The organism is Enterobacter sp. 01-M-02-SI-ECC (genome assembly GCF_047530595.1).
Lineage (GTDB): Bacteria > Pseudomonadota > Gammaproteobacteria > Enterobacterales > Enterobacteriaceae > Enterobacter > Enterobacter cloacae_M.
On record NZ_JBLKCZ010000039.1, the window covers coordinates 1 to 17,066 of the forward strand.

Here is a 17,066-nt window from a genome sequence, read left to right on the forward strand (position 1 = left end):
TTGTTGGGTTTCTCATCGTGAGTTACCGGTTCAATATTCCAGACAGACTCGCGGTTCATTTAAGCATCCATGCCCGCCCTGAACTCCGGGCACACTATAAGTAATATCGGTGACCCAGACCTGGGTGGCCCGGACAACGGTGAACTGCCGCTGCACGCGATTAGGAGCAACGACTGAAGGCCTGCCAGCGATACGACGTGGCGCTTTATAGCCGCGCACAGCTTTAATCCGGTCCAGTTGCATGATCCGACCCACCCGGTTTCTACCACAGGTTTCCCCGATTTCGTTCAGATCGCCATGAACCCGCCGGTAACCGTATACGCCTCCGCTCAGGGAATATGAGTCGCGGATAAGCATCAGCAGGCGCTGGTTATCTTTATCACGCGCCGAGACAGGGTTATGCAGCCACGCATAGAACCCGGCCCGGGCGACATTCAGTACCCGACACATCGTCATCACACCCCATACAGTTCGGTGCTCATTGATAAAGCGGTACTTCAGTCGGGCTCCTTTGCAAAGTACCGCGCGGCCTTTTTCAGGATATCCCGTTCTTCTTCGGTGCGTTTTAGCTGCGCCCGGAGTTTCAGGATCTCGCTTTTAGCTTCCAGTAAATCCCGGGCATGCTGCTCGCTGTTATCAGGTTTGATAGCCCGTAGCCACTTGTAGAGGCGGTGTGCAGAGACGCCCAGACGCTCAGATACTTAGGCGACGGAATAACCGCGTTCCGTTATCTGACGGACGGCTTCTTCCTTAAATTCAGGTGTAAATCGTGGTGTGCCCATACGCTCCTCCTATACTCAAACTATAGGGCAGGATCGTCTACCGGGGCGGGGTCAGTCCAGGGAGCCGTTAACGACCTGATGGCGGTTGTTCTGGAAAGCTATCTTCGGGAGGAATTCCCCGATACGGGCAAACGAAATGAGTCGCAGAAGAGGTCAATCGACGACACCATTTCGATAGTCCGCTCCTATCTCCGTTAACTCTGCCAGGCAGATGTCTGATGGGGTCTAAAACTGTAATGAAAGGAAATGACATATGAAATCACGTGCATTATTCATCTGTATTTTTTAATTGGTACCCGAAACCGCCTGAGTGTCGCCATCAGCTGGGTCTGGAACCACAGCGTCGCGTACCGGGGAGCCCGCATTATCACGGGAGCCAAATCTCCGGTCCCGGGTACGCCGCCAGCCAGTTCTCATACAGAAGGCGGATCCGCAGGGTACCGCTGAAACTTCAGCGGTGTCCCACATGGTACCACCGGGCCCAGCTTCAGCAATCTGTTTCCAGTCACACAAACGCTTTTTTCGACGGGCTTTCTGATCGAGCGGTCCGGCACACCAGATACCGTCACAAGAGGTGGCCTTATTAAGAGCGGACACACCTAGCACAGGAAATTCTATGGCAAAGAAACTTTTCGGTTATCATCCCATCCTGACTGACGACAACAATTCAGTTGTGATTCGCGGTGCTCGCGAGAACAACCTTAAAGAGGTGGATGTTTCCATTCCGCGCAACGCATTGGTTGTTTTTTCGGGTGTGTCAGGCTCGGGTAAGTCTTCACTGGCCTTTGGCACCATTTATGCTGAGGCGCAACGGCGCTACTTTGAATCGGTTGCCCCCTACGCTCGTCGCCTCATTGATCAGGTCGGGGTTCCGGATGTGGATGCCATTGACGGACTGCCGCCAGCCGTTGCGCTTCAGCAACAACGCGGTGCCAGTAACGCGCGCTCCTCTGTCGGCAGCGTGACCACCTTATCCAGTCTGGTGCGAATGATGTACTCACGGGCGGGCGCTTATCCTGCCGGACAACCGATGCTGTATGCCGAGGATTTTTCTCCCAACACGCCGCAGGGGGCATGCCCTTCTTGCCATGGTCTGGGCCATATCTATGAGGTAACTGAAACACTGATGGTGCCCGATCCCTCACTTAGTATCCGTGAAAAGGCTATTGCTTCCTGGCCCCCGGCCTGGCACGGACAGAATCTGCGGGATATTCTGGTGACGCTGGGGTATGACATCGACACTCCCTGGAAAAATCTGCCAGCGGAAGACCGTCAGTGGATCCTTTTTACCGAAGACACCCCCACTGTACCGGTTTTCCCGGGACTGAGTCCGGAAGATACGCGCGAAGCCGTCAGGAAAAAAATGACGCCGGGTTATATGGGGACCTTCACCGGGGCACGTCGTTATGTGCTACATACCTTCGCCAGCACGCAAAGCGCGTTGATGAGAAAACGAGTCTCCCGTTTTATGGAAGGCAAGCTGTGTCCGGTCTGTCACGGGAAAAGACTGAAGTCAGAATCATTGTCCGTCACCTTTGCCGGTGTGGACATTGGTGAATTTATGCAGATGCCCTTAGACCAGCTGGCGGAATTGCTCCTTCCAATCTCCCGGGGGGATTTCAGTGCCCACCACGCCGGCGCAGATGCCGACAGGGATATCACCCGTCGGGATCTGACAGAGCGTGCTGCATCCGGAAAAGCGGTCCATTCCGATAACGCCGATGTCTGCCGGACATCGGCGTTATCGGAAGAGAAACGACTGGCGGCACAACGGCTGACCGGTGGTGTCATGGCCCGGTTGTATCAGTTGCAGAAGCTGGGGCTGGGTTATCTTACGCTGGACAGAGCAACCCCAACTCTATCTGCAGGAGAGCTTCAGCGACTGCGTCTTGCCACGCAACTCAGTTCGATGCTGTTTGGTGTGGTCTATGTTCTTGATGAACCGTCTGCGGGTCTGCACCCCTCAGACAGTAAAGCGCTTTACGATGCGCTTGAGAACCTTCGTGATGCCGGCAACTCGGTGTTTGTCGTTGAACATGATCTTAACCTGATGCGACGGGCGCAATGGCTTGTTGATGTGGGACCGTCGGCTGGTGAACAGGGAGGACATGTTCTCTACAGTGGTATTCCTGAAGATCTGAAAGCCGTCACCCAATCTCGTACCGCGCGTTATTTATTTGATGAAGTCCGGCCACCACAATCTTTTGCCCGTATCCCATCCGGGTGGCTGAAACTGCAGGGGATCCATCGCCACAATCTTAAGTGGATCGATGTTGATATTCCTCTGGGTGTGCTGACAGCCGTGACGGGAGTCTCTGGCTCCGGTAAATCCAGTCTGATTGCCCAGGCCTTACCGGAACTGGTGCTTTCTTCACTTGGCGGTGAGCCAGAAGACGTGCTTTCCGAAGCCAGCGACGCTGAGGGGCCATCCGTAACGGAGAAAACGTACGGTACCCTGACCGGTGATACCGGACTGGTAAAGCGTCTGGTTCAGGTTGACCAGAAACCGATAGGCAGGACCCCCCGTTCAAACCTGGCGACATATACCGGGTTGTTTGATCCTGTTCGTAAGCTCTTTGCCGGAACGACTGACGCCAAACTCCATCATTACGATGCGGGTCAATTCTCTTTCAATGTGGCAAAAGGCCGCTGTGCAACCTGTGAAGGTGAAGGATTCGTCAGCGTGGAGCTGTTGTTTATGCCGAGCGTGTATGCACCGTGCCCGACCTGCCATGGCGCGCGGTATAACCGGGATACTCTCAGGATCTGCTGGCAGGACAAAAATATCGCGGAGGTCCTGCATATGACGGTGGATGAAGCCAGTCAGTTCTTTGCGACTGAAGAACCAGTGGCTCGTCCCCTCCGTCTGCTGAGTGAAATTGGTCTGGGCTACCTGCGTCTGGGACAACCAGCAACCGAGTTATCCGGAGGGGAGGCGCAAAGGATCAAGCTGGCAACCGAACTACAACGTAGCCAACGTGGCCACACGTTGTATATCCTAGATGAACCGACAACCGGCCTGCATGCTTCAGACGCCGACCGCCTCCTTGTGCAGCTGCAGCGGCTTGTTGATGCAGAAAATACGGTGATAATGATTGAACACGATATGCGGGCGGTTACTCAGGCAGACCAGGTTATCGACATCGGTCCTGGAGCGGGACATGAGGGAGGACGCCTGGTTGCCGCAGGAACTCCCGAACAGGTATCGCAGGTCAAAGAAAGCCGTACCGCACAGTATATTGCCAGGGAACTCTCACGGAACGGTTAAAAAGGGCTGTGTCGTCATTGCGTCAATGGCGGCACATTCCCGGCGTGTTCTGTATCAGTAATCTCCCGCAGGTATAATTTCAGCGCATCCCACTGGTTCAGCGCGTACGCGAACGCCTTCGACAGCTCCGAGTGCCGTGACAGCGTTTTCTGCTTTTCACGCAGCCAGCCCTCCAGCGCGGTCAGCAGCGGTACCGCTTTTTCCTGCCGAATGGCCAGCCGTTCCGCCGCGCTTTTGCCCCGGATGCCCGCCTCGATGCCATACAGCTCGCCGATACGGCACAGCGCTTCGGTCGTGGTGTCAGAGGGCGTCCGCACGTGCACGTCCGCCTGCAACACCCCGCTGAACCCCGCAAGATGCGACTGCGGATGTGTAACGCTGGCGTGATAGAAATTTTAAGTCAGTCATCAGGTGTCCACCTAATTAGGGGTCAGTTTGGATATCGAAAATTATTGTACGTCAAGGTTATTTTTTGACCTCTCTACTTTAGCGGGCCTCAGCCGACGAAACTTATCGGAAGCCGGTACCGGCCAGTCTGACTGAAGATGGAAGCAAAATTAATGCTGTGGGCTACCATACCTTCTTTAACAGGTGATTTGTGAACTGCAACTTCTCGGAACGGGAGTTTGCGCAAGGACCGGAAGTCCGCTTTTCGCTCATAGCGGACCATTCCTGCGCACATGTCTGCTATGTGGTAGAGGCAGACAATACTTACAGCACAGGGCGTTAATAAATACGGAACAGATCAACCGCAGATGCCTCCTCCTGAATGTATTAATTTTGCTATCTCGTCGGCAAAATCAGGGAACAAGTCTGGATATGGAAGCGCCTGGCAGCTGAAAGTATGAATAATAACGCCCTGACAGGATATTTTATTGCACCCTGTCAAAAGTCATACATTCTTTCCCGGTTTTTGCTTTCTCATACCGGATAACTCTATTTAAGGCTTAAGGATAACCTTCGTCCATCCTTCATCCCGCTCATCGAAGTGCTTATATCCGGCAGGAGCCTCTTCAAGCGAAAGACGATGAGAAATTATTTTGCCCGGACTGGCTTTATCGTGATGGATGAGGCGAGACAGCTGACGGTTATAGGCCTTAACGTTCGCCTGGCCGGTACGGATTGCCTGTCCTTTAAACCAGAAACTCCCAAAATCAAATGGCATCTTACCCTCTCTGGCAAGCTCCGATTCAGCCCCCGGATCCTGAGGAATAAAGACGCCAACCACACCAATTCCCCCGGTTGCTTTCGTCGACGCAACAAGACTGTTCATGGTGACAGAGTTATCTTCATGGCCATGTTTGTTACAGCACTGATAGCCAACACATTCGCAGCCACAATCCGTACCGCGTCCATCCGTCAGGTCGAGAATTTTTTGTACAGCTTCATCGCCAGTAGCATTGATGCCCGTCGCCCCCATTTTTTCAGCCAGAGCCAACCGGTCTGTGTGCGTATCAACCACAAACACCTGTGAAGCACCTTTAATGATCGCCGAATGAGCTGCCATCAAACCGACCGGCCCCGCGCCATAAATGGCCACGCTTTCACCAGGCTTCAATCCGGCAAGTTCTGTTGCATGCCAGCCGGTAGGAAAAATGTCAGAGAGCATCACATAATCATCTTCTTTTTCTGCCGCATCAGGGGGAAGAACAAGGCAGTTAAAGTCGGCAAATGGCACCCGAAGCAGTTCCGCCTGCCCCCCCTCCCAGGGACCCATTTCAGCAAAACCATAAGCTGCGCCTGCCGAACCCGGATTGGTAGTGAGACAAAAGCCGGTCAGACCTTTTTCACAGTTTTCGCAAAAACCACATCCCACGTTAAACGGCAGACAAACATAGTCGCCCACCTTAATACGTTCAACGCCTGAGCCAATTTCGACCACTTCACCCAGGTTTTCGTGACCCAGAATCCGTCCCTGTTCAAAGCTGGTCCGGCCCTCATACATGTGCAAGTCCGACCCACAAATGTTGGTGGTGGTGATGCGGACGAGTACATCCGTGGGGCGGACAATTTTCGCATCCGGTACGTCTTTTACTTTTACATCATAAGGACCGTTGTAAATTACTGCTTTCATGATCTTCTCCTTCTTGCGTGCGGAAAGGAAATGCTGCCCGGCGGATTGGGGTATCAATCGAGTTTAGCTGCCATAACAGATCTCGCGATCGGCGAAAGGACGATTAGGATGTTTCTTAACTAAGTGCATTGAAGTCTGTAAGACAGGTACTTACCGATGAAGGCTGCCTGGAAAACGTAAAAACATCATACGTTAATCCGGTTTTTTTAAGCAGGCAGGGGATTACGGACAGCTTTGAGGGAGAAGCGGATAAAGTAAATCTATCTCATTTCTGCATTGTGCCAGAAGTAGACATAGGTGAATTAGGTAACCCTAGAGATGCACTTTGAATCAATGATATGAAATGCTGAAAAGGTTATTAACTAATTCAAAATTTGAATAATCAGTTATCTCTTCCATGCTTAATACGTAACCTTAGCTAAGGAGAAATTATGTTAGACGAATACAAAAAATGCATCGAAGCCTGTTATCTATGTGCAACGGCATGTGATAACTGTGCGGCTTCGTGTCTCGACGAAGAGAATCTGGAGATGATGCGCGAGTGCATAAAACTGGATATGCAGTGTGCAAATATCTGCCGTCTTGCAGCTCAATTCATGACACTAAATAGCGGGTCTGCCCAGGATCTTTGCCGTCTTTGCGCTGATGTTTGTCAGAAGTGCGGTGACGAGTGTGGAAAGCATGAACATGACCATTGTCAGGATTGCTCAAGCGCTTGTCATCACTGCGCCGAACAATGCAGAAAGATGGCCGCCTGAGAAAAACTCAAATTACCAAACCCGCTTCGGCGGGGTTTTATATTCCCGGTAATAAGTCGTAGAAGGATGAGATAGATGAGTTTAAGAGTACGGGCGGGAAATAGATCTACTCGAAAGTACTAGCCTCAATGACAAATTCTGGCACAGATTATTTGATTGGCTCAATGTCCGTTTTCGCTGACAGCGGACTGCACCCCGCCGGGGTGACCGCTTCGTGCCAGAATTGGACGTTTCCAAAATCTGCATGCACTAATCGGTGGAGAGCAGATCTCACTGCATAGCCATGCAGACGCGCAGAAATCATCAGGGGCGTTTTTCAGGGGTTGGGGCAGGAAAGTGCCGGAAACAGGCGGGAGGCCGCAGAAACGTGCTGAGGGCGCCTGCGGCGGCGCGCCCAAGGGTTGTTATGTTTAATATGGCAGAACTTTCCTGTCGCTATCATTTTGACGTCCGCTATTCGCTCATAGATATGCCTGTCGCGTTTGCGGCTTTACTTGTTATACCCAACCTGCCTGATTTTTATCGCCAGCATCCCGGAATTGAAATTATCCTGAGCAGCTCAGACCGCCGACGGAATATGCTGCATGATGGCCTGGACTGCATACTGAGGGTAGGGGAGCTGGACGATGGCGACTATATCGCAAAGAAGGTGGGAACCGTTAAAATGACGACCTGCGCCAGACCTGCGTATCTTGATCAACACGGCACCCCGGAAACAATGGACGAGTTGCAGCAGCATCAGGCCGTCAACTGGATTAACAGCAGCAACAGACAAGTTATGCCCTGGACATTCGGGACGTCAGAGGGCTCCACCGAAATTGAACTTCCAGGCAGGCTTGTCGTGGATAACTCAGAAGCCTACATTGCAGCAGGCCTGGCGGGGCTGGGAATACTACAGGGCATGAATATTTTTTTGCAGCCTTATCTCGATCGCGGGCTGTTGGTAGAGGTTCTGCCAGATAATCCGTCCCCGAATCGCAAACTGTAACTTCTGTATCCGCACCGCCATCTCTCCCGAAAAGTACGGGCGTTTACCGACTGGCTGGAAAGTTTATTGTAAACGCCTGGGGGCCTGCAGCCTGCTGGTACGTGCGCTGCCTTTTATCGGCCCGCCAGCTTCTGTATGGCTTCACGGACAGGAGCATCGCCAGACGTCAGCTCAATGATGACGCGGCTGACGGCAGGTTGCTCAATGAGTTCAGCCAGCGTAGCCGCCACGTCATCACGGGGCACGTTACCATACGGGATGGCCAGGCCGGCACGTACATAACCCGTACCAGTCTTATCCTGCAGCGCGCCGGGGCGCAGGATCACCCAGTCAAGCTCGCTTTGTGCTAGTTCCACATCGGCCATTTTTTTAACACGCATATAATTTTCGAATGATTCAGAAGTGGTTTCTCCCCGTGCGGACTCCGGGAATGCAGAAACGAGCAGAAAGCGAGACACACCGGCACTGAGGGCGGCAGCTACCGACTTTTTCAGCCCTTCGCCGTCGACCGCATTGGTCATCTCCTGCCCCCCCTTACCGCCGGCACCGGCAGTAAACACCACTGTATCACTACCTGCAAAGTGCATCGCCAGCGCAGCTGCATCCAGCTCTGTCAGGCTCCCACTGACGGGCTCAGCACCCAGCTCGCCTAGCAATGCCTGCTGCTCTGGCTTACGGTAGAGGGCACGAACAGCATGCCCCCTTCCTGAAAGGATCCTGCACAGACGCTGGCCGATTTTGCCTGCACCACCGATAATGAAAACATGAACCACAGTTGTCTCCTTCTGGGGTTATGATGTGTCCGAAATTATAACCTGACATCAGGTCAGTTCCTTTGAGCCTGACCGATTGCACTGCATGCTGCTGCCAGCACCAGACAGCTGGTCAGATACTCAGTTGTTCTTATAGCTGAGAACAACAGCCGTACCGATTTAGCTCTCCCGTCACGATGAGAACTCCTGAACCGGTTACACGCAATGCCGGCCAATATCTTCCGTTATATTCGAAAGATCCACGCAAGTTACTGAAGTGCGAGGGACGCAATGTGTACCTTGAACGAACTGAAGTCAGCGGAACCCTGAAGGTTCGATTCCATAGCGTTCAGAAAACTGCCTGCTGAAGCTCGATACTGAATTGTAACCCACCCGCCCCGCGACCGTTTTTACCGGCAGCGTCGATGTCATCAGCAGGCGGAGAGCCTCCGCGATACGTGCATCGGCGATAACTGAGCGTAAGCTGGTTGACTCACTGGCCAGGTGGCGCCGAAGCGTGGGGCCACTGAGTCCCGTCAGATCTTCAATTTCAGCAGCACTCCAGGGATGAGCCGGTTTGTCCGCTACCATCTGACGGATTTTCATGGCCAGACTTGGCTGCCGGGCTCGCAGCAAAGCATGGTATCCCATGCCATAAAGCCAGAGCACCACTTCAACCATGGCGTGCAGGGAAAGCGGACGCTTCCCTTCCCGCATTGCGGCTGTCCAGCGGTTAAGGGGTGAAAGAAGAGCTGATACGGAAATGGCTGCGATGCTGCCGGTGTCCTGTGGTGGTGGTGCGGCAAGTAACAGCCTGGCTGCTTCAAGCTGTTCCTCCGCGAGCACCACGCTCAGGGCGACAAACTCACCACTTTGTTCTGAAGGGGCATATTCTATATCGATGCTACGGGCATTCGGGACGACCATAATCTCGCCCGGGATCACCCGGTGCCATTTCTCATTTTCACGATACCGGAATTCTCCTTCCAGCGGGAAGGAAAGGGTCGCACCTTCCACCTCGAACTTCTTTACCTGATGCGTCTGTTCTGCGCGAAGGCAATCGCAGGGAAGTGGAAAACGGGAGCGTGCCAGGGTAAGAAGCTCAGCGAGGAGATCATCAACGGGAGAATCGGAAAAGCTGACTGTTTGCATATTCATCCGGAATTTGACTTTGACCGCTATTATACGTCGCCATATACAAAAGCATACAGCGACGCGTGCGGTTGTCTATTCCCGGATGACAAAAATCAGGCCGATTATAGTTACTGCCATACCCACAAGCATAGGCAATGTAATGGCCTCTCCAAACAGCAACCACGCTTCAGCTGCCGTGAGAATGGGAACCAGGTAAAAGTAAGTAGCGACTTTGGTTGCTTCACCGCTTCGTATCATAAAAATCAGCAACATAATCGCCAGAACCGATACGCCAATAACCAGCCAGCCCAGACCCAGCGCAAATGATAAGCTCCACTGCGTCGGAGCAGATTCGAACATCAGGCTAATTGCACCCATCGATATTGTCAAAGTGACGTACTGTAAAAACGTGTTCGCAAAGATATGTCCATCTCCCTGAGCACGGCGCTGATAAAGCGCTCCGATCGTTACGCCAAATAACCCCAGCATGACCGACCCAAAAGCCACAGGATCCAGTGCAAAACTATGCTGCCCTGGCGATAGCACCAAGAAAACGCCCGCAAAGCCAATCGCAATACCCAGCCATTTCCGGGGATGCAGGGACTGACGGTGCATGAGTGAAACCAGTATTGCAGTCAGTACCGGCTGCAGGCCGGTGATGAGCGCCGCAATGCCTGACGGCATGCCACGATGGATGGCATAAAAGCATCCGCCCAGAAAGAAGCTCTGCAGGAAAAGTCCGACAATCAGGTTGCGAACCATTCCTCTGCCGGACGGAAAACGGGCCCTGAACCCCAGTGTAAGCAGCAGAAGGACCAGACAGGAAAATGCGCCACGCAGGAATAAAAGATGAAACGGCGCGCTGTACTGCACGGTAAATTTGGCTGCGACAAACCCTGACTCCAGAGGAATACAAAAAGCCAGGGCGCAAGAGTAATGAGCCATTTTTTTTGTGAGGCAGTGATATTCATAGTATTGCAGGTGGGTTCTTGTCGGGCGATATGAAAGGGGATCTCTTCCCGGTCACTATTGTGTGCACCGGGAAGGAAGGTGATCAGACTGCGGGTGACCACAGGTCGTAATTCAGTGCGAAGCTGTTACCTTCACGGATAACCTTACCGGTAGTAGGCAGGTTGAAGTGCATACCACTGACAGCCAGGTTATCGCTCGCTGCGCGGTCAAGCACTTTGCTACGGATGGCCGCCGCCGCCGCAGGATCGCTGTCGAACGCGATAGTAACGTCAGGCTGAGCAACCTGAATGTGCGGGAAGTGAACAATATCACCCCAGATGAGCAGCGACTCTTTTTCATCACCCAGCAGATAACCGGTATGTCCTGGCGTATGGCCGAACAGCGGTACAGTCTGAATACCTGGTAAAATCGCTTCCTCGCGGAATGGCACCAGTTTGTCGTCATAAGCGCTGAAGGCGTTCCTTGCTACTTCAAAGAACGGCTTGAATGCGTCAGGCGCGCCAGCGGAAATGGTTTCATCACGCCAGAAAGCGAGTTCTTTCTCATGCACAAACAACTGCTGAACATTGCGGAAAACGGGAGTCTGCAGGGGGCCTGCAAGCCCGCCGATATGGTCAGGATGCGCGTGAGTCAGGAGAAGGGTATCAATCTGAAGCGGGTCAATGCCTGCCGCGGCCAGGGCTACCTGAAGCCGACCGCCCCAGCCATTAATACCTCCGGCACCACTGTCAATCAGGATGGTTCGCTCAGGCGTCTGGATAACGTAGACGTTGATATTAATACGGGGTACTGCTGGCACACCGCGCTTCTGCAGTAAATCCTCGGCACGTGAGCCGTCAATACCAGACAGCAGCTCAAAAGATACGTCCAGATAGCCATCACTCAGCATGGTCACAGTCATGTCACCTACTTTTTTGCGATTGATAGCCGGGGCCTGCCAGTTCAGTTGTGAAGTCATATTGGTCTCCGTTACGATTAGAGGTCATCAGGTTTTACTTTAGCAATAGTAACGAAATTTCTGGTTCGAACTGCTCATCCTGCTACGTAAACCGCTCATTCTTAAAATCCGGAGCACAGCAGGTTATATTGCTTTTGCCTTTCTCATGTAAGGTGTCGGTATTATCTTTACCGGAGCCTGTAATGGACATTATTGGAATTATCATGTCGGCGGGAAAAGCCTCTGACCAGTCCTCAAGCACCCGACAATAGTGTCCCGCCTCAATCCCCGCCAGGGCAGAAGACTCCGGCAGGTAGGCCAGGCCGTAGCCATCTTTTACTGCCTGAAGCATTGGATAAATGCTTGAAAAAGTAAGCTGCCCGTCCACTTTTTTCACAATATTCTCCCCCTGCCTGACAAATTCCCAGCCATACAGCGGGCCTGTGGGTGACAGACGTATATTGATGCAGTCATGTTTTTCCAGCTGAGAGGGATGTAGCGGCAGACCTCTTTCTGCAAGATAGGTGGACGATCCAATGACGACAAACCGTATGTCCGGTGCGATTCGGACGGCCACCATATCCTTTAATATGTCATCACCAATTCGGACTCCGGCATCAAAATTGCCCTCAACAATGTCGACAAAACCGTTCTGCTGCGACATTTCCACCTTGATATCCGAATATTTTTTTTAGTAACGGTGACAATCGTGGCCAGAGACATTCATGAATCATGTGATCTGATACCGTAAGTCTGACCAGCCCAGCCGGTGTATGGCGCAGTCTCTGAAGAGCTGTCACGCCCGCTTCAATGCGCGCAAGACCGGGTTCAAGCGTCAGTAATAATTGTTTACCGGCTTCGGTGACAGCCACCCGCCTGGTTGTACGCATAAGTAACGGCATGCCAACGCGCTCCTCGAGACGACGTATCGTGTGTGAAAGCGTGGATGCCGAAATCCCGAGGCGGACAGCAGCCCGTGAAAAACTGCACTCCTGTGCTACTGCCATGAATGCAACATAGTCATTAAAATCGTGACGCATACCGTTCCCGTTCAGGATCTCCGATAACATTATCAGAACCATTTAGGTTCATGATGCCGATTCTGTGAGCCATCAGGCAACCCCCCGTTCCGCTCATCCGATCATAATTTTTATAAATCTAGATATTGGTAAATCTCAATATGTGGAATAAAGTGTCGTGGTTCTGCGGCTACATCGGCCGAACGACGACATGCCAGGTCGTAAATGCTGAGACATGGCGTTTCAGTGATATTGAAAATTCGCTATATCAGGATATGTAATGAAGACGAAAAACCTGTTCTCTCCCACCAGACTAGGTCCCTACACCCTGAAGAATCGTGTTGTACTTCCGCCTTTAACCCGCTCACGGAGCTCACAACCGGGTGATATTCCGAACGAACTGATGGCTGAATATTACGCACAGCGCAGCAGTGCCGGGTTTATGGTGACCGAAGGAACACAAATCGAACCTCGTGGGCAGGGTTATGCGTGGACCCCGGGGATCTACAGCTCACGGCAAGTGGAAGGCTGGAAGAAAGTGACGCGGGCAGTGCATGAAAAAGAAGGCATCATTTTTGCCCAGCTCTGGCATGTCGGAAGAGTATCCCATAACTCCCTGCAGCCAGGTAACGCCTCGCCTGTCGCTCCGTCGGCGATACCGGCAGGGGAAAACGTTAAGGTATTCATCGAAACCGGGCCGGGAGAGGGGGCGCTGGCTACCGCTTCCTGCCCCCGCGCACTGGAAAAAGAGGAAATTAGTGAGATTGTCAGGATGTACGCCGGGGCAGCTCAGAACGCCCTTGATGCCGGTTTTGACGGTGTGGAAATTCACTGTGCAAATGGATACCTGGTTAACCAGTTCATGTCATCCCATAGCAACAAAAGAGAGGATGAATATGGTGGCTCATTACATAACCGGCTGCGGTTTCTGCGCGAAGTGACGCAGGCTGTCGCTGATGTGGTCGGTAAAGACCGTGTGGGAGTCCGTTTTGCTCCGCTCTTTCAGACCACGGATGAAGTAAGGGTCTATCTTGGCCTGGTGGAAGATGATCCCCATGAAACCTATACCGAAGCCGTTAAAATTCTTGAAGAAATCGGAATAGCCTATATTTCTCTTGCTGAAGCCGACTGGGATGATGCTCCCGAATTGCCTGAAGCATTCAGAGCTGAAGTCCGTAAGTTATTCAGCGGTGTAATTATGTATGCCGGGCGATATACGCAAGAAAAAGCCGAACGGATTATCGGTGCTGGCTGGGGAGACATTATCGGATTTGGCCGCCCGTTCATAGCTAATCCGGATTTACCGCAGCGCCTTTATCATGAATGGCCACTGAATCCGGTCGATCCAACAACCATGTATGGTGGAACGGCAAAAGGCTACACAGATTATCCCGCCTTTGGCTAACCATTCTTATGAGCATCAGCTTTTCAAAAGCTGATGCTTAACGTAGAGAAGTATCGTAACATTGCAATTCCTCAATGCGACAAGTGACAGAGTTTATGCCTGATATTGATTTGAATGACGTGATTAAGGCGCTGGGAAACCCTGTTAGAAGAAAAATTCTGTATATGCTCAAGGAACCGAAAATACACTTCCATCAGCCTTATGCTGATGCGGACGAGTTCGGTGTGTGTGTCAGTATCATTCAGGAAAAGGTCGGGCTCTCACAGTCTACCGTTTCTCTTTACCTCTCAGCTCTTCAACGGGCACAACTTGTTACTTCTCAGCGCATCGGTCCCTGGACGTACTACAAACGTGACAATGATAAAATAAGGGTTGTTCTTGAGTTGCTGAAAAATACAATCTGATACAGGACTGAGCACATTCAGTGTAACAGTACCGGGGGTTCGTACTTGCGATCCCGGCAGGCATTCCATGAAAGCGCACTAATTCCTCAATATCAGGCTGCAGACCGGTCATAAGAGGCTAATAGTTTTGCAAAATATCCACCAGTTTGGGTCAAATCACTCTGTCGGTTGGTGTGCATACTCGGTGAAAGGACCTGCAGATATTTAAGATGGCGGATAGCTTGTTACAGTGCCGCTGATGACATTCCGACCCTGTTGCCGTCCGGGTAAGATAATACCTCTGACAGCGGTCATAAAAGCCCAACATAATTGTCTTTCGAGCCATATATTAATCGCTCATCGCGCTCTCTTTTTCGAAGAGGTGTCACTTAATCATGATCGGTCAGTACAAAAAGACAGTGCTTTTCCAAATCCCGGACGGTTGTATGCGAAAACGGTGAAGCTCAACAAATGGTGTCATCGCTGTGCAATGCTCTGCGGGCTCATTCTTTCAGTTAACTGTTTGGTTACAGCTTCAATGAAGTATTTCAGTTAATTCACAGCGAGGGTTTGAGGAAACCACGCTGTGATTACCCAACGCTCATCCGGAGCATCCGGATTGAACTGTCGCTGGAGCTTGTTGGGCGACACGATACTGGCCTCGCCTTTACATGCCCTCGGGCTCCGGTATCCGACCTGAGCCTTTATCCCGACACGTTTCATCAGTCGCCAGACTCTGTTCACTCCGCACTGTTGCCCGCTGTCCCGCAGATCCAGATGGATTTTGCGATAACCATAGACGCATCCCGATTCCAGCCAGAACTGTTTAATCTGTCCTGTCAGTCTCAGGTCTGCCTGATGGCGTTGTGAATGCGGCTGCTGAAGCCAGGCGTAAAAACCACTGGGATGTTCATCCAGCACCCGACAGAGCAGGCGAACAGGCCAGCAACAGGTGTTGTCACGAATAAAGGCGTACCTCAGTCGGACAGCTTTGCGAAGTACGCCGCGGCTTTTTTTAATATGTCCCGTTCGTCGGTAACCCGCTTCAGCTCTTTCTGAAGACGGCGGATCTCGGCCTGAGCATCTGACTGTTCTTTATTAGTGGAAGAATCCGGACCGTAGTTCTTTATCCAGGCGTAAAGGCTGTGGGTGGTGATATCGAGACGCGTTGCAACGCTGGCAACAGAATAACCGCGATCAACAACCTGTTTGACTGCTTCAATTTTAAACTCTTCGGGATAACGCTTACCGCTCATGGGCACCTCTCTTTAAGCCATCTTAAATGACTCTGAGGTGTCTGTTAAACCCGTGGCGATTCACCTCGCGTCCTTCCGTTCAGTATAGCCTCAGTCCCTGACACCACCCGAGAACGGAATGACGTCCCCTTTCTCCCTCCCGGTGTTGCGTTCAAGCTCCCTGACATACTGCTGTAAAAGTATAAGGTTATGTAACAGCTCTACATTTTCAGCCATCATCTTTTTGATTTCTTCCCTCAGCTCATTTCTCTGACGGCGATACTTTTCTTTCAGCTTGATCTGCTGCTCAATGCCCTGCTCATCAACCGGCGCGGTGCCCTGGCACGTTTTTTTCAGACTGCGGATAGCCTCCCTGACCTGCCTGTACTCAGGACAGTTATAATTCAGGGTGCCGTTTGCCAGCCCCGCTCGTTTTTCCACAGCATACTGGCTGATACGCTCCCCTGATAACATCAGTTCCCTCAGGGCCTGCTCTGCTCTTGCCTGTGTTTTTTTAACCCCCGACTGTTCGTTCGTCATGCTCTATTCATCCTTTTCAAAAAAGCGGACAGCATCTGCATAAAAATCTCTCTCAAGCATCAGAAAATCCCTGTCAGCCTGAGGAGCATTATTTCGCACGGCAATCTCCAGAAGGTTGTCATAATGAGCCATCCTGCGTTTCCACACGGGAACAGAATCAGCTCCGGCCAGCATGTTCTCACATCCCGGATTGCAGGACGCTGACTGAACAACCGCCTTAAACTCGCAGTCATGGCCATTCATGCAATAAAAACCGTTTCCAAGAGATACCAGTTTTTGCCCGCCTCGTTTAGCCATGCTCATCGCTTTTTTCAGTGTAGGAAACGTCATCTGATGTAAGTGCCCACCTCTCTGGGACATCAGTAACTTCCCGCCTTCGCCATAAAGCAGGCCTTCATGCTGATAAGAAACAGCCCTGGAAGCTGAGAGTTCGGTATCAACCCTTTCAATCTCGGCAGCGAATGCCTGAGGGATCGCCCGGCTAAAATGCGAAGCGTTGAGTGCACCGGACATATACCACTCCGTCATGCCTCTGATTAAGTGCTTAAACTGCCGGATAAGATCATTAGTAGAAATCAGATCAAGACGCCTGAGGTGTACAGCAAGTGAACGGCGAAACTGATGGGTTCGCAATGGCCAGAAAGCCCCCTCCCGAATCTCCATCGCAACGCGTTCATCATCACGTATGTTTGGATTTAAAAGCCTGAACTCATCAATATGGGTAAGCGTGCAGTGAGAACCGTATTGACGAAGTGAAGCTGGTCAGGCAGGCAGAGTAACCCGCCACGGGAGCAGAGCACCCACCCGGTTCACAGGCCA

Annotated in this window: 13 protein-coding genes and 4 pseudogenes; 5 read left to right on the plus strand and 12 right to left on the minus strand. The window is 51.9% G+C overall.

The features are described 5' to 3' along the window. Positions 1-96: 96 nt before the first annotated feature. Positions 97-782: pseudogene (locus tag ACMWLG_RS24095) on the minus strand (IS3 family transposase); the annotation flags it as partial. 616 nt (positions 783-1,398) lie between these two features. Here ACMWLG_RS24095 and ACMWLG_RS24100 point away from each other — a divergent pair. Next, entirely contained in the window at positions 1,399-4,050 is a 2,652-nt protein-coding gene (locus ACMWLG_RS24100; protein WP_012561117.1) for an excinuclease ABC subunit UvrA, read from the plus strand. 71 nt (positions 4,051-4,121) lie between these two features. On the opposite strand, the pseudogene ACMWLG_RS24105 reads toward ACMWLG_RS24100, so the two are convergent. Further along, a pseudogene (locus tag ACMWLG_RS24105) lies at positions 4,122-4,421 on the minus strand (IS66 family transposase); the annotation flags it as partial. 569 nt (positions 4,422-4,990) lie between these two features. Further along, on the minus strand, positions 4,991-6,124 hold the full coding sequence (locus ACMWLG_RS24110; RefSeq protein ID WP_017384068.1) for a glutathione-independent formaldehyde dehydrogenase: 1,134 nt from the start codon (positions 6,122-6,124) through the stop codon (positions 4,991-4,993). A 431-nt stretch (positions 6,125-6,555) separates the two neighbouring features. Between ACMWLG_RS24110 and ACMWLG_RS24115 the strand changes: the two genes are divergently transcribed. Further along, positions 6,556-6,882 carry a four-helix bundle copper-binding protein gene (locus ACMWLG_RS24115; RefSeq protein ID WP_022649401.1) on the plus strand — a complete coding sequence of 109 codons (327 nt, stop codon included), beginning with the start codon at positions 6,556-6,558 and terminating at the stop codon, positions 6,880-6,882. A 463-nt stretch (positions 6,883-7,345) separates the two neighbouring features. After that, a pseudogene (locus ACMWLG_RS24120) lies at positions 7,346-7,942 on the plus strand (LysR substrate-binding domain-containing protein); the annotation flags it as partial. A gap of 41 nt (positions 7,943-7,983) precedes the next feature. On the opposite strand, the gene ACMWLG_RS24125 reads toward ACMWLG_RS24120, so the two are convergent. From ACMWLG_RS24125 to ACMWLG_RS24150, 6 genes are all read right to left on the minus strand, one after another. Further along, complete coding sequence (locus ACMWLG_RS24125) at positions 7,984-8,643, minus strand: SDR family oxidoreductase (protein ID WP_007897903.1); 660 nt, start codon at positions 8,641-8,643, stop codon at positions 7,984-7,986. Positions 8,644-8,937: 294 nt separating this feature from the next. After that, positions 8,938-9,774, minus strand: coding sequence for a helix-turn-helix transcriptional regulator (locus ACMWLG_RS24130; protein ID WP_017384067.1), 837 nt, complete (start codon positions 9,772-9,774; stop codon positions 8,938-8,940). Positions 9,775-9,849: 75 nt separating this feature from the next. After that, positions 9,850-10,701, minus strand: a complete 852-nt coding sequence (locus ACMWLG_RS24135) for a DMT family transporter (RefSeq protein ID WP_007897905.1) — start codon at positions 10,699-10,701, stop codon at positions 9,850-9,852. Positions 10,702-10,810: 109 nt separating this feature from the next. Continuing rightward, the gene (locus ACMWLG_RS24140) at positions 10,811-11,686 is read right to left on the minus strand and encodes an MBL fold metallo-hydrolase (RefSeq protein ID WP_017384065.1); all 876 of its coding nucleotides are present in this window, start codon (positions 11,684-11,686) and stop codon (positions 10,811-10,813) included. An 82-nt stretch (positions 11,687-11,768) separates the two neighbouring features. After that, complete coding sequence (locus ACMWLG_RS24145) at positions 11,769-12,329, minus strand: LysR substrate-binding domain-containing protein (RefSeq protein ID WP_017384064.1); 561 nt, start codon at positions 12,327-12,329, stop codon at positions 11,769-11,771. Then, the gene (locus ACMWLG_RS24150; protein ID WP_157698488.1) at positions 12,295-12,705 is read right to left on the minus strand and encodes a LysR family transcriptional regulator; all 411 of its coding nucleotides are present in this window, start codon (positions 12,703-12,705) and stop codon (positions 12,295-12,297) included. Before ACMWLG_RS24150 ends, ACMWLG_RS24145 begins: the two co-directional genes overlap by 35 nt. Before the next feature lie 259 nt (positions 12,706-12,964). Here ACMWLG_RS24150 and ACMWLG_RS24155 point away from each other — a divergent pair, with 259 nt between their 5' ends. Then, the gene (locus tag ACMWLG_RS24155) at positions 12,965-14,089 is read left to right on the plus strand and encodes an alkene reductase (protein ID WP_017384063.1); all 1,125 of its coding nucleotides are present in this window, start codon (positions 12,965-12,967) and stop codon (positions 14,087-14,089) included. A gap of 95 nt (positions 14,090-14,184) precedes the next feature. Further along, the gene (locus ACMWLG_RS24160; RefSeq protein WP_032622084.1) at positions 14,185-14,493 is read left to right on the plus strand and encodes an ArsR/SmtB family transcription factor; all 309 of its coding nucleotides are present in this window, start codon (positions 14,185-14,187) and stop codon (positions 14,491-14,493) included. Positions 14,494-15,039: 546 nt separating this feature from the next. On the opposite strand, the pseudogene ACMWLG_RS24165 reads toward ACMWLG_RS24160, so the two are convergent. From ACMWLG_RS24165 to ACMWLG_RS24175, 3 genes and pseudogenes are all read right to left on the minus strand, one after another. Continuing rightward, positions 15,040-15,728 (minus strand): annotated as a pseudogene (locus ACMWLG_RS24165) (IS3 family transposase); the annotation flags it as partial. Positions 15,729-15,818: 90 nt separating this feature from the next. Then, positions 15,819-16,247, minus strand: a complete 429-nt coding sequence (locus tag ACMWLG_RS24170) for a hypothetical protein (protein ID WP_017384060.1) — start codon at positions 16,245-16,247, stop codon at positions 15,819-15,821. A 3-nt stretch (positions 16,248-16,250) separates the two neighbouring features. Beyond that, positions 16,251-16,760 (minus strand): hypothetical protein, encoded by a 510-nt coding sequence (locus ACMWLG_RS24175; RefSeq protein WP_022652365.1) that lies wholly within the window; start codon positions 16,758-16,760, stop codon positions 16,251-16,253. Between the last annotated feature and the right edge of the window lie 306 nt (positions 16,761-17,066).